The organism is Corynebacterium curieae (assembly GCF_027570035.1).
In the GTDB taxonomy this organism is placed as follows: Bacteria; Actinomycetota; Actinomycetes; order Mycobacteriales; family Mycobacteriaceae; genus Corynebacterium; species Corynebacterium curieae.
Window position 1 is genome coordinate 15,341 of record NZ_JAKMUU010000003.1, and the last position, 12,814, is coordinate 28,154.

12 protein-coding genes and 1 tRNA gene are annotated in these 12,814 nt (G+C 58.3%); 4 read left to right on the forward strand and 9 right to left on the reverse strand.

Translation table 11 applies throughout. The features are described 5' to 3' along the window. The first annotated feature begins 101 nt into the window (after window positions 1-101). Window positions 102-545, forward strand: a complete 444-nt coding sequence (locus tag L8V01_RS06025) for a DUF1990 domain-containing protein (RefSeq protein ID WP_269946234.1) — start codon at window positions 102-104, stop codon at window positions 543-545. 66 nt (window positions 546-611) lie between these two features. On the opposite strand, the gene L8V01_RS06030 is transcribed toward L8V01_RS06025, so the two are convergent. The 7 genes from L8V01_RS06030 to L8V01_RS06060 form a co-directional block, all read right to left on the reverse strand. Continuing rightward, a complete protein-coding gene (locus L8V01_RS06030; RefSeq protein WP_269946235.1) occupies window positions 612-1,310 on the reverse strand; it encodes a kinesin in 699 nt (232 codons plus the stop codon). A 24-nt stretch (window positions 1,311-1,334) separates the two neighbouring features. Continuing rightward, window positions 1,335-2,147: an ABC transporter ATP-binding protein gene (locus tag L8V01_RS06035; protein WP_269946236.1), complete on the reverse strand. Its 813-nt coding sequence runs from the start codon at window positions 2,145-2,147 to the stop codon at window positions 1,335-1,337. Between the two features lie 2 nt (window positions 2,148-2,149). Beyond that, window positions 2,150-3,133 carry a FecCD family ABC transporter permease gene (locus L8V01_RS06040; RefSeq protein WP_269946237.1) on the reverse strand — a complete coding sequence of 328 codons (984 nt, stop codon included), beginning with the start codon at window positions 3,131-3,133 and terminating at the stop codon, window positions 2,150-2,152. Further along, entirely contained in the window at window positions 3,123-4,085 is a 963-nt protein-coding gene (locus tag L8V01_RS06045) for a FecCD family ABC transporter permease (protein ID WP_269946238.1), read from the reverse strand. Before L8V01_RS06045 ends, L8V01_RS06040 begins: the two co-directional genes overlap by 11 nt. Further along, window positions 4,085-4,960, reverse strand: a complete 876-nt coding sequence (locus L8V01_RS06050; RefSeq protein ID WP_269946239.1) for an ABC transporter substrate-binding protein — start codon at window positions 4,958-4,960, stop codon at window positions 4,085-4,087. The genes L8V01_RS06045 and L8V01_RS06050 overlap by 1 nt, the downstream gene beginning before the upstream one ends. A gap of 151 nt (window positions 4,961-5,111) precedes the next feature. Next, window positions 5,112-5,188, reverse strand: a tRNA-Met gene (locus L8V01_RS06055). A 152-nt stretch (window positions 5,189-5,340) separates the two neighbouring features. Then, a complete protein-coding gene (locus L8V01_RS06060) occupies window positions 5,341-8,301 on the reverse strand; it encodes a UPF0182 family protein (protein ID WP_269946458.1) in 2,961 nt (986 codons plus the stop codon). A 123-nt stretch (window positions 8,302-8,424) separates the two neighbouring features. On the opposite strand from L8V01_RS06060, the gene L8V01_RS06065 reads away from it, so the two are divergent. Together L8V01_RS06065 and L8V01_RS06070 are read left to right on the forward strand one after the other, a co-directional pair. Further along, a complete protein-coding gene (locus L8V01_RS06065; protein ID WP_269946240.1) occupies window positions 8,425-8,961 on the forward strand; it encodes a PPA1309 family protein in 537 nt (178 codons plus the stop codon). 46 nt (window positions 8,962-9,007) lie between these two features. Then, entirely contained in the window at window positions 9,008-9,670 is a 663-nt protein-coding gene (locus tag L8V01_RS06070; RefSeq protein ID WP_269946241.1) for a beta-N-acetylglucosaminidase, read from the forward strand. Window positions 9,671-9,675: 5 nt separating this feature from the next. Here L8V01_RS06070 and L8V01_RS06075 read toward each other — a convergent pair whose 3' ends face one another. Beyond that, entirely contained in the window at window positions 9,676-10,740 is a 1,065-nt protein-coding gene (locus tag L8V01_RS06075) for a YlbL family protein (protein ID WP_269946242.1), read from the reverse strand. Between the two features lie 93 nt (window positions 10,741-10,833). Here L8V01_RS06075 and L8V01_RS06080 point away from each other — a divergent pair, with 93 nt between their 5' ends. Further along, complete coding sequence (locus L8V01_RS06080; protein ID WP_269946243.1) at window positions 10,834-12,246, forward strand: zinc-dependent metalloprotease; 1,413 nt, start codon at window positions 10,834-10,836, stop codon at window positions 12,244-12,246. On the opposite strand, the gene L8V01_RS06085 is transcribed toward L8V01_RS06080, so the two are convergent. Continuing rightward, the gene (locus L8V01_RS06085; RefSeq protein ID WP_269946244.1) at window positions 12,243-12,764 is read right to left on the reverse strand and encodes a M48 metallopeptidase family protein; all 522 of its coding nucleotides are present in this window, start codon (window positions 12,762-12,764) and stop codon (window positions 12,243-12,245) included. The genes L8V01_RS06080 and L8V01_RS06085 overlap by 4 nt on opposite strands. Window positions 12,765-12,814: the final 50 nt, after the last annotated feature.

A 12,814-nucleotide genomic window follows, 5' to 3' on the forward strand; every position in this document is an offset into this window, starting at 1 on the left:
ACGAAAGAATTGTGGAAGCGGCAAACTCTTGTGACTGTGTCCAAGCCGTTATATTTCTTCCAGACTTCGGGGGTGATCACCCCTCCCCTATCATTGAGAATATGCCCACACCGCTGTCCTATTCCGATACCTCTGGCTTTCCGCAGCTACATATGTCGCGGGTTATCAATGCCAACTTTGACGCCGCCGCACACCGTCTGTTCCGCTGGACAATCCAACGCAGCGGGCTATTCCGCGTTCGGGCAACTCACCCCGTAGTCGAGCCCGGCGCGGAGGTCACCCTCGGCTTGGGGCCGTGGGATTTCCGCTGCCGCGTAGTAGACGTCTTCCGCGAGGATGGCCGCTGCGGGTTTACCTATGGCACCCTCCCCGGACACCTAGAGCGAGGTGAGGAGACTTTCACTCTGGAGCGCCTACGCGACGGCCGCACGCTTTTGCTTATCGACGCCGCCTCAGAGCCCTTCCTCCCCTGCCTGCGCCCCCTTGTGGACGTACCGCGGCGCCTGCTCATCAGCCGGCTATACCTCCACGCTTTAGACGATTAACGGCGCATTAACGCATAGGAAAAGCCACCTCCCTGACCCCAGGAAAGCGGCTTAAATCAGCGCCTCTTAGTTCTTGCGCTTATCCTCAATAGATTCGCGAGCATCACGGACAGCGCCCTTGACACGGTCAAAGAAGCCACCCTTTTTCGTGCTCTCTTCTTGGTACTCGTGAGCCTTGTCTTCCACAAAGCCCTTAGCGCGCTGGAAGGCGTCACCTACGGCGCTACCTGCCTCCGATGCCTTCCCCTTCAGCTGGTCCAAACGCTCATTGCCAGCCTCGCCGGTGACGTCATCCGCCTCGTTGCGGTCATCGCCGGACATCTCCGGATCTACATCCAGATCATTAACGGAGGTTGGGGTCTCGCCAGAATCCTCTAGATCAATGTCTGGCTGCTGTGGGGCAGTTCCGATGTGCTCCTCCTTTGCCTCACCCACGATGTGCTGGCTCGGCGCGTAGTCCGCATTATTCTCATCCAGCTTTTCCTGCAGGTCCGGCTGCTCTGGAGCCTTGCCCACATGTTCTTCCTCCGCACCAGCGACAACGTGGTTCTGCGGCTCATACTTGCTTGCGGCGGACTCATTGCCGTCCGCAGACGGCTTACCGACCGGCTTGGACAAGCCGGCTGCACCTGCGGCACCCGCTGCAGCTGCAGCGGACTGCGAGGACTTGCCAGATTTAGCTGCCGAAGACGCGGTGTCTTCAGATGCTAGGTACTTGTATTCGTTGCGGTCCAAGTCGACCTCGTGGCCTAGATCGTTTGCCATTGCTACGTACTCCTTTAAATAGATTTATCTTCTTCCTTCTAGGGTTCCAGAAAGTTCAGAAGCGTGCACGGAAATGGGTATGGGAAAGCGTCGACCGGTGGATGGATCAGTCATCTCTAAACACTCAACATGGAAGGTTTCGCGTACGAGTTCAGCGGTCATTACCTCCTCGGTGGGCCCTTCGGCCACAATGCGTCCCTCACGCATGGCTACGATTCGATCGGCATAACGCGCGGCATGGACCATATCGTGGACCACCATGACTACTGTGGTCCCAGCGCCATTGAGGTCTCGAATCAGATCCAAAATGGACAATTGGTGCGCGGGGTCGAGGTAAGTAGTTGGCTCATCAAGCAAGGTGATTGGTGTTTCTTGGGCCAACGTCATGGCGAGGAAGACACGCTGGCGCTGACCTCCGGAAAGGTCCGCCGCAGGGGCGTCGAGAAGCTCGCTCACCCCAGCACGCGAGGCAGCACGCTCAACCGCTACATGATCTCCGGCCCGCATCGTCGCTAGCGCCCCTGTATAGGGATAGCGGCCGTAACCGATGACGTCGCGCACCAGTACCCCTTCCGGAGCCACGGGATGTTGTGGCAGAAAAGAAACTTCACGGGCAAAGGCACGCGAGGAATACTTGCTGATATTTTGGTCCGAGAGGTACACCGCACCTGCGCTGGGCGTAAGTTGGCGGCCCAATGTCTTGAGAAGCGTCGACTTGCCGCAGCCATTCGGCCCAATCAGAGCGGTTACTTGACCGCTGGATAAGTGAAGATTTACATCCTTGACCACATCGGGGCCACCGTAGCCCACGGTTAATCCGCTACACGTCAGTGTCATGTCTAGCCTCCGTTTCGCACTCGGGTCAGCCGAGTCAATAGGAAAATGAAATACGGTGCACCGATCAGCGCGATGAGCGCGCCAACGGGGATTTCCGTGGGGGCAAAGGCCCAGCGACCGAGCGTATCGCATGCGGTCACTAGGACCGCACCGCCTAAGGCCGCCACGGGTATTTGCCGGCGCAGGTTCGCGCCAACAACCAAGCGGGCAGCATGGGGGACGATGAGTCCGGCGAAGCCCAAGGTCCCGGCCGCGGCGACTCCCGCGGCACCGAGGATGACGGCTAAGGCTACTGCTATTAGGCGCCACATCTTGGTGCTCACGCCGATGCCTGCCATTGTGGAATCATCCAGCGCGAGCATATCAAGGTGTCTTGCCACCACCATCGCGACGGTTAGGGCGAGAAGGATAAAGGGGGCAACAATGGTGGCATCGCCAAGCGAGCGGGCGTAAAGCGAACCTTTCAGCCATGTCATGGCCGCTCCTGCCTCTGGGGCGGCCCGCACCAGAAGCAATTCGGTGATGGCGCCCAGCCCAAAAGATACCGCCACCCCGGTAAGAGGCAGGCGCACTGGGTCACTTGCCCCGCGCCCGGCGAGGAGAAGAACCAACCCAGTTCCAGCCAACGCGCCAATAAAGGCGATGAAAGTCAGCAGGTGGGCCGGCAGGGCACCTGCTCCCATGAGTACCGCAACGGCCGCGAGTCCGCCGCCGGAGGTAATACCCACCGTATCTGGTGCGGCCAAAGGATTGCGTAGCGCGGACTGCAATAGACAGCCAGAAACGGCCATGGCAATACCTGCGCAGATTCCCACCAAGATCCGCGGGGCGCGGTACTTCCAGATGAGCGGCTCTCCAGTAACGAAGGAGGCGATCACCTCGCCCGGCGGTTTCATCACCGCACCGACGCCCATGCCGATGATTGCGCTCAACGCCAAGGCCAAGATGAGTCCTACTAGCACGCCAATAAATCTCTTATGCCGCATGCTTCCTCCTCCCCAGCGCATGGACGGACCACAACACTAATGGCATGCCAGCCAAAGAAGTCACGATGCCCACTGGGGTCTCGGCCGGCGTCCAGATTGCCTGGCCAACCGAATCGGCCACCAAAAGCACCGCTGCTCCAACAATTCCAGCCATGCACAGCCCCATGCGGTGGTGCGGGCCGCACAGCCGCCACGCTACGGCCGCGGCCATCAACCCCAAGAAGCCAATCGGCCCAGTTGCAGCTACGGCCGGAGCAATAAGCACTACCGCCGCCACAATGGCAGCCAACCGAATGCGCTCCGGCTTCGCGCCGACGGCACCGGCCACGGCATCGCCTGCTACGAGCAAGTCCAGTGTTTTTGCACCGACTAAGGTCAAGGGAACCACGACCAGCACGGCAACCAGCGCCGGCATAATATCGTCCAAGCGCACACCGGCAAGCCGGCCAGAAAGCCATGACATCACCGTAGCCAGTTGAGCTTCATCTATCACCAAGAAAATGGAGGTCAAGGCGCTACACAGCGCGGAAACGGCAACGCCAACGAGCACCATGCGCTGAATGGCACCGCTCTTGCCGAGGCCCACCGTCACCCCAACAGCAATCCCCGCACCCAACAGCGCACCGGGCAACTGGTCAACACTCGAAGCTTCGTTTCCTATAAACATTGCTGTTGCGACTGCGCCCAGTGCCGCCCCCGAGTTCACACCAGTGATGGACGGATCGGCTAGCGGATTCGCGGTTGCCGTGCGCAGCAATAAGCCGCCTACCCCTAATGCGATACCGACGACCGTGGTGGCAAGGAGACGGTCCAAGGCCACGCTATGCAGCTCTTCTTCCAGCCACGGAGTATCAGCTGGCACCTGAACATGGCGAAGCCGCCACCACCACACGAAGGCGGCGGCAGCGGTTGCAAGGACCAGGCAGGCGCTGGCTTTAGTTCGTGGCGCCACTACTTTTCAGCGGCGATCATGTCATCGAGCATGTGCTCGGCGGAAAGTGGCCCGCGGGCGCGCGACCAGATATCTTGGTCTACCTCTACGATGTCGCCGCTGCCCTTGGCATAGGGCGTCTTTTTAAACGCATCGACGTCCTTGTACATAAAGACTCGGTCAGCCTTCATGCCAGGGAGCTTATCGCCGGTCAGTTCCGCTACATCAGTCTTAGATTCGATGGATGACTTCTCACCTTCGAAGGCATAGTCATAGCCCACCTCACTTAGTAGCGACTGGGGGAAGGAAGGGTTGACCCAGGTATAGAGCATCTCACTGGACCACCCGGCCACAACGGCACGGCTGCCCGGCTTTACCGCGTCCTTGGTTTGAGCAATCTTATCCTCGATGCGCTGACGGACTTCTTTGGCCTTTTCCTCTTTACCGAGCTTGGCCGCGATCTCATCCATCGAGTCCAGGACGTCCGAATAAGTCTCATCTGCGTAGGATTCGGTCTGCGCGATCTCTTCCAGCTGCGGCATGATATCGGCTTGACGGGTAGGGCTAGCCAGGATCAGGTCCGGCTCCAAGGACTGGATAACCTCTAGGTTCGGCTGCTTGGCCTGGCCCACAGAGGTCGCCTGACCCAGCTGGCCTTTCAAAGTGGTCGGTGCCTCCGACTTACCGATTTCCACGATTCCCACTGGGTCCACATCGAGGGCCTTGAGAATTTCCTCATAGCGCCAATCGAGCGCCACAACTCGCTCGATTTTCTTTTCTCCGTTTCCTTCCTTGGAAGAAGAATCAGAAGAACACGCAACAAGGCCTGCGCCTAGGGCTAAGGTGGCTACGAGTGCGATAACTGCACGCACATTCATGAAGTCTTTCTTTTGCATAGGCTTACCTTACCTAGATAAGGGTTTGCTGTCTAGAGCCTGATTGCTACTTTCCTGATACAGACCATGTGGCCGCACGTTCACTAGATTCCACCCAGTAAGCAAAAATAAAAAATGGCCCCCACCGGCGAACCAGTGAGGGCCTGGAAGTTGGTAGCGGGGGCAGGATTCGAACCTACGACCTCTGGGTTATGAGCCCAGCGAGCTACCGAGCTGCTCCACCCCGCGTCGAGATGACTTCCATCATCTGCGCTTGAACAGTGCGTTAACACAAAGTGTATTCGCTCTGTCCTGGCGACTCATGTAACTATACATACGGAAAGGCACCTACCCAAATCCGCTGGGCAGGTGCCTTATTGACCACTTTTAGAGGACCGGAACTACTTGTCCGTCTTCTGATAAGACTCCACAGCCTTATCGAGCTCATCTAGGGCGCGTCCGTATTCCTCGAAGGAACCATCGCGTGCATCCTCAAGGCCCTTCAAAGCCTTGTTGATGTCATCGATGGCGCCAGCCTGGTCGGAAGAGGAAGGTGCAGAGGCCGGGGCCGAAGGCTTGTCCTCCTTGGCATCCTTCTTATCCTTGTCGTCCTTGGCACCATCCTTGTCCTCAGAATCGCCTTCGACTTCCTCAATGTTTTGGGCAGCCTTCGCGTCGATTCCAACTTGTTCAAGGGCATCACCAATAGTCGGGGCGTAGCCTACGCGACCCTTATAGGATACGAGTACGCGCAGCAGCTTCGGGAAGGCAGAGGCCTGGTCCTTGCGCTGGGAGTAGATCGGCTCGAGGTACAGGATTTCGCCGCCACCTACCGGCAGGGCCAGCAGGTTACCGTTATGCAGGTCATTGGTTCCCTCCCACAGAGTGCGGTCGCGGGCGACCTGGTCGGACGACATCATCGCATCCTGCGCCTGCTTCGGGCCCTGGGTCTGCGTATTGGTGGGCAGCACGCGCACGGTGATATCACCATAATTCTCCGGATCGGAGGAGACAGCCATGTGCGCAGACAGGAACTCGCGGTTGAGACCACGGTAGGACGTGGTCAGCTGGAAGGTCGGCTTGCCGGTCTTCGGATCTGCGGCCATCACGTAGTACGGCGGCTGATTGAGCTGGCGGGATTCCTCCGCGGTGGGATCGTTCGGCACGGACCAGAAGGCATCGTTATTGAAGAAGACGTTCGGGTCATCCACGTGGTAGCGCGCCAACAGGTCGCGCTGCACCTTGAACATATCCTCCGGGTAACGGAAGTGCTGGCGTAGCTCGTCGGAGATCTCTGCTTCTGGCTTGACGACGTCCGGGAACACACCCTCCCAAGCCTTGAGCACCGGATCATTCTTGTCGAACTCGTAGAGGTCCACGCTGCCGTCATAGGCATCAACGGTGGCCTTTACCGAGTTACGGATATAGCCCACTTTGTCATTGACAAGGCGTTGGGTGGTGCCATCAGGATTGAGGGTGTCCTGGGTGGCGTCGGAAAGCGAGGCACGCTGGGAGTAAGGCAGGGATTCCAAAGTGGTATAACCATCCACAATCCACTTCAAGCGGCCATCAACCACGGCCGGGTAGGTGGCAGAATCGGTGGTCAACCACGGAGCAACCTTCTCCACGCGCTCGCGGGGATCGCGGTCATACAGCAGCTTTGACTCGCTACCCACGCGGTCAGAAAGCAGGAAGTTCAGCTCGCGGTACTTGGCGGCATACATGGTGCGGTCAAAGATATTGCCAATGCCAACGCCACCCTTACCGTCGTAGGTGTAGGTAGAGCTATCGGTGTCATACTCCACCGGGTTATCGCCGGTCTGGCCGGTGATCGCGTAGTCCATTCCGTCGGCCGCACCGGCAATAACCGGGCCATAGTAGATGCGCGGCTGGTCTACCTTGATGCCTAGGGACTTCTCGGCGTCCTGAGTTTCGCCTTCGCCTTCTGACTCGCCGGCCTGAGTCTGCAGGTCAGAAACGGTGAAAATGGGGAAGCCACCGCGGGCGGAACCCGCATCGCGGGCTACCTCATCGACCTTATTAGCCTGCGCTGCCACAAATCCGTTGCCGTGGGTATAGACAGTGTGTCGGTTAATCCAGTCTGACTGGTTCTCCCGCAACTCATTCGGATCCAGCTCGCGGGCTGCCACAACGAAGTCACGCTTCTTGCCATCGATCTCATAGCGGTCCATCGATAGCGTCTCCGGGAAACCGTAGAAGTTCTTCAGCTGCTGCATCTGGGTAAAGGTGGGAGAAAGGATCTCCGGATCCAGCAGACGAAGGTTATTGATGGTGGCGTTATCAGAGGCCACCTTGTCATCGGAGACTTCATCCCCGCCGCCCCAGTTGTCTTCATAGGTGACGTGGTCATCTGTTAGCCCATAAGCAAAACGCGTGGCCTCAATATTGCGGGCAATAGATTCTTCTTCCTTAGCCTGACGGTTAGGCTGCACGGAAAAGCGCTCCATGAGCAACGGCCATGCCTGGCCGATAACCAGCGAGGACAGCAACATCAGCACCACGGCCAGGCCGGGAATGCGCAGGTCCTTGATGACGATAGCCATGAACAAGGCCACCGCCACAAAAACGCCAATAATCATCAAGATGATTTTCGCCGGTAGGTAGGCGTGAATATCGGTATAGGAACCACCGGTGAAAAGATCGTGCTGGGTATACAGTAGCTCGTAGCGCTCCAGCCAATATCCAATGACCTGAGCAACCATCCACAAGCCCGCGGTAACCGCCAGCTGCAAACGGGCTGGGCGGGAGATGGAGCCGCGCACGCCGGCGGCCTTATTGCCTATGCGGATGCCGCCGAGTATGTAGTGGCCGAAAAGGGCGATGAGGAACGCCAAGATCAGCAGGATAGAAATGGTACTAACCACAATCTTCAGCACTGGAAGTGTGAAGGCATAAAAGCCTAGGTCGTGGTGGAACTGGGCGTCCTGTTCGCCGAATTCTTGGCCGTTGAGAAACAGCAAGACCGTGCGCCAATTGGACTGTCCAATAAAACCGGCGATAATGCCGACGATGGCGGGGAAGACTTTAAAGAAGACACCCATGGACTTCTCAATGGACTTACGGTACTGGTACACCGGCGAGTTCAGGTCCCCCAAGTCGAGCGAATCTGGACGCCCGCGCCACGCGAAAAATCCGGCCGCCCACACCACGGCAGCGGCGATGAGGCCGAAGATGATAAAGAGGACTATCCGCGCAATAATCGCGGTGGTGAAGACGTTCCGGTATTCAATCGCACCAAACCACCTCCAATCCGTGTATAAGCCCACCAACATGGGGCCGATGAACAAGAGGACGGCAATGACGGCCGCAATAATTGTCGCGACCCGTGGGGGCCGCTTCAACGGGGCGGCTGGTGTGGATGACCCTAAGGACAACGCCAGCTCCAATCAAATAGTGCGAATTTAAAACCTGTAGACTTCTTCCAGCTTAAGGAAGCAATACACAGATAACGAATAAGGATGTTTATGAGTTCCCCCGAATTAACACAGCCAGCTTTAAACCGCGCGATGACCGAAGCCGTGGAATTCGTCCACGCCGAGGGCTGGGATGCCCGCCCCACTATCTTCGCGCTGGTTCCTACCCACTTGGTAGCGGATCAGCTTGCCGCGCTCGATGAAGAGGACGCAGCGCCGCTTACCCTCATCGTGCAGGATAATGTGCCCGAAAACATTGAGCCCGGTTCTGAGCAGCTGGCCGATTATGTCTCCCGCCTCGCCTGGCCGCGGGAGGTGGCCGGCGTGATCCTGGCCCAAGAAATCAAGTTCCGCGATACCTCCAGCGAGGACCCCTCCCCTCGCCCGGCACGCCTGTTTTCCGGTGCGCTGCGTGAGGAAGGCATCGAAACCACGCTGCTGCAGTTGCGCCCCACAGAGGAAGAACTGGAAGCGACCGGACCATTCGCGCAAGATGATATCCAGCTGCGCGGTGGCCCCCAAGTGGCGCCGGGGGTCATTGCCGCCCTGCGCTATGGGCTGAGCCAGGACCCGGATGAACTAGATTAGACTGGAAAGACATTTCTCGCCTGCGACTAAGGAGCATGTTCCCACCGTGCGACGCATTACTCTCACCCGCCTGACCCCCGTCCGCGCCACCGCCGCAGCGCTGCTGCTGGGTGTGGGCGTAAGCGCTGCCGGTTGTTCTTCGGACGAAACCGCGCCTGCCGACGCCCCCGTGGAAACCACCACTGCCGAAACCGAGTCCGCCACCACCAGCGCAGAAACCGCTGCGGTGTCCAGTACCGAATCCAGTGCTGAATCCAGCGCTAAGTCGAGCACGGAGGCGGCATCCGAAGGGGCGTCCGAGGGGGCGTCGGCAAGCAAAGAGCCCAATAGCGAGAAATTGGAAAAGTCCGTGGCCAAAGCCTATGAGATTTTCTCCCCCGTAGCGCCCCAAGAACTTTTTGCGCACTTCGACCGCTGCGATTCCACGGGAGGGGACGATTCCTATAACTGCTCCGGCCCGAAGGTAGGCCAGTTCCAGTTCTTCCGCTCGCACTCCAAGGCGAAGCAAACCACGCAGGTATTAACCGAGCTGCGCAGCTCGCAGGTCATTGAGGATAGCGGTGACCGCGTCGTGGGCTGGTCCACGCTGGGAACCACCGCGGTCATCACCGTAGTGGACAATAAAGAAGGCATGGTTATGCAGCAGATGATCTCCTCCGACCAAGAAGACCCAGAAGAGAAGATCAAGGAGCTCGGCCTAGCTAAATAGGCCGGCTACTGGCAGGTTTTAATTTCCTTGCCAGCTGCGAAGTCCTTCATCGTGGACACCGCTTCATCCAAGCTGGAAACTTCCGCGATGGGCATATCGCCGTGGTCGCTCGCGGCGGCCTCGGAGCAATTATCCTTTGGCGCGAGGAAAAGCTCCGCGCCGGCCTCGTGCGCCGCGGCGATTTTATGTTGGATACCCCCAATGGGGCCCACTTTGCCATCTTCCTGAATCGTGCCAGTACCGGCCACGAATCTACCGCCCGTGAGGTCTTCTTCGCTGAGCTTATCTATGACCGCCAAGGTAAACATCATGCCGGCGGAAGGCCCGCCAATATCCTGCAGGTTGTACTTCACCTCGATATCATCCTGCGGAACGGAGAGCATAGCGATGCCCAGCATCGCCTGCCCCTTCTGGTGCGGGTTCTCCCCTAGCTCAATCTCTTCTTCTTGTTTGGTCCCGCCACGTTTTACGGTCAGCGTGACCTTATTGCCGGGGCTCTTTTTCTTAATGATGTCTTGGACCTCACCCGGCTCAGAGACATCTCTGCCTTCTACCGCGGTGATGACATCATCCTTTTTCAACTTGCCCTGGGCCGCGCCCTTATCTAGGACTTCCGCGATGGTGATCTTTACCGGCAGATGCAAGTAATCCATGGCCGCCACGGTGGCTGCAGACTCGGACTGGGTAAAGGCCTGCTTATTGGACTCTTCTACTTCCTTATCGCTCATATTCTGCGGAATGACGGTATCAATAGGCACGATGGTGTCATCCGTCATCATCCAGCGCCCCAGCGCCTGCGCCAGAGTCATATTGGTGCGAACGGATACCGTGGTCATGTTGAGATGACCATCCGTGTCATAGGTTTTTGGAGCCTTAACGTCTACGACCTCGGTGCCGTCCACCTCACCTAATGTATCCACCGTGGGGCCTGGGCCTTCGGCGGCATAAGGGACGGTTAATGACACATCGGTGCCCGGGATATGGTCGAGCGATACCAACGCACCGGTGAGGACGACGGGGATAGCACCCCACGCGATGGTGCGGACGCGACGGCTAGCAGGAGAATTCACGAATCAATACCCTACAACCTTTGCCGTAGTGTTCGCTGTCAGCGTTGCGGCGATCATGGAAAGTAGCCGGTTGGTGCCGGTAGATTAGGACGCATGAGCAACGGATTCGGTTTTTCTTTCCCCAATAACGATGACGACGATAATGACGGACGTCGTGACCAGAACCCGTTCGGCGCATTCGGCGGCGCTAATGGTGGCGGCCTCGGTGACATGCTGAACCAGTTCGGTCAGATGCTGTCCGGCATGGGCTCTTCCATGAACTCCCCGGAAAATTCCGGCCCCGTTAACTACGACATGGCCAAGCGCATCGCCTTGCAGCAAATCTCGCAATCTAAGAGCGTGAGCGCGGATGATACGAAGGCCGTGGAGGAATCCGAACGGCTGGCAGAGCTGTGGCTCGATGATGCCACCTACCTGCCCACCGCCTCGGGGACGGCCAAGGCGTGGAACTCCAAGCAGTGGCTGGAAGAAACCATGCCCGCTTGGCAGCGCATGGTGACCCCAGTGGCTGAGCATATGAACGATGCGCAGATGGAATCGATGCCGGAAGAAGCCCGCGAAATGATGGGCCCGATGACCAAGATGATGAGCCAGATGTCTGGCATGAACTTTGGCATGCAGCTTGGCCACGCCTTGGGTGATCTAGCCTCCCAGGCGCTGACCGGCTCTGATTTCGGCCTGCCCATCGCTCCGGCCAATACCGTGGCACTGCTGCCACAGACCATCCAGAAGGTCGCCCGCGAGCTCAATATTCCTGGCCAGGAGGTGCTGGTTTATATTGCCGCACGCGAGGCCGCGCGCCAGCGCCTGTTTAAGCACGTGCCATGGTTGGTAGAGCGCATCGTCTCCTCCGTGGAGGAATACGCCATCGGTTTGGTCATTGACACCTCCCATTTGGAGGAAGTCACCCGCGAGCTCAACCTAGAGTCTGGCGATCCGCAGGCAATCCAGGACGCAATGAGCAAGCTACAGGGCATGGACCTCTCCCCGCGCATCACGTCCAAGAACACTGCGGCCGCATCCCGCCTCGAAACGCTGCTGGCTTTGGTAGAAGGCTGGGCCGAGCACGTCGTTACCGAGGCACTTGGCGAGCGCATCCCGTCCACGTCTAAGCTGACCCAAGCATGGGCACACCGCCGCAGCACCGGTGGTTCCGCTGAGAACGCCTTCAGCAAGGTCGTCGGCATCGAGCTCAATGCCCCTAAGGTTTCTGAAGCTGCAGAGCTGTGGCGCCGCGCCACCGTTGCCGTAGGTGCAGAAAAACGCGATAAGGCATGGGATCACCCTGACTTCCTGCCTACGGCAGAGCACTTAGATAACCCAGCCGCCTTCATTGACTCCCTGCTCGATGACGGCCCTGATGAGGGTTTTGAAGAGGAGTTTGCCAAGTTGGAAGAAATGCTGAAAAACGGCGAAGATTCTTCTGACAAGCCAACGGACGAGAACAAGGGAACCGAAGATAAGGACGATAAGAAAGATAAGGGCAACGAGGGCGACGAAAACTAGCAGCCCCAGCGCTGGTAGGCCTCAAGATAGCCCTTCGCCCGCTCGGCGTGGGGCGCCCTGTCCGCCCACTGCCAAAATTCCCGTCCGTGGCGCGGGATGAAAGTGTGGGTAAGCTCGTGAATAATCACCGAATCCAATACATAGTCCGGCACGTGTTGTAGCCGGTCGCTCAGCCGAATATCCGCGGTGGAGGTAGTGCAGCTGCCCCACCGCGTATTTTGATTGCTCACCCAGCGGATAGAACCGATGGTTGCATGTCCGTCCAAGAAGGCTGCGTTAAGCCGCCGTGCGCGTTCTTCTAGCTGCGTATCCGTACAGCGACCACTGCCTTGCTTCTTTTCTACTCGCGCCAGCATGTCCGCTACTACCTCGCGCTCGTCGCGAGCGGACATCCAGGCAGGAATGCGCACCTCGAGCACTCCGGAGACCATTCGCGCCTGTACGGTCTTCTTCCGTTTAGCGGAGCGTATGACTCTAACCTCTGGGGGCTGCGGTGCGGTGGGCTGCGTGCTCGACATGACAGGTCATTGTACCTGTGGTGGAATGGGTTCCACATGCATCGGGGAAA

Excerpts from the sequence above, each read along its gene's own strand:
- L8V01_RS06080 (WP_269946243.1), top strand. The coding sequence starts at position 10,834 with ATGAGCAACGGATTCGGTTTTTCTTTCCCCAATAACGATGACGACGAT.
- L8V01_RS06035 (WP_269946236.1), bottom strand. The coding sequence starts at position 2,147 with ATGACACTGACGTGTAGCGGATTAACCGTGGGCTACGGTGGCCCCGAT.
- L8V01_RS06050 (WP_269946239.1), bottom strand. The coding sequence starts at position 4,960 with ATGCAAAAGAAAGACTTCATGAATGTGCGTGCAGTTATCGCACTCGTA.
- L8V01_RS06040 (WP_269946237.1), bottom strand. The coding sequence starts at position 3,133 with ATGCGGCATAAGAGATTTATTGGCGTGCTAGTAGGACTCATCTTGGCC.
- L8V01_RS06030 (WP_269946235.1), bottom strand. The coding sequence starts at position 1,310 with ATGGCAAACGATCTAGGCCACGAGGTCGACTTGGACCGCAACGAATAC.
- L8V01_RS06065 (WP_269946240.1), top strand. The coding sequence starts at position 8,425 with ATGAGTTCCCCCGAATTAACACAGCCAGCTTTAAACCGCGCGATGACC.
- L8V01_RS06085 (WP_269946244.1), bottom strand. The coding sequence starts at position 12,764 with ATGTCGAGCACGCAGCCCACCGCACCGCAGCCCCCAGAGGTTAGAGTC.
- L8V01_RS06025 (WP_269946234.1), top strand. The coding sequence starts at position 102 with ATGCCCACACCGCTGTCCTATTCCGATACCTCTGGCTTTCCGCAGCTA.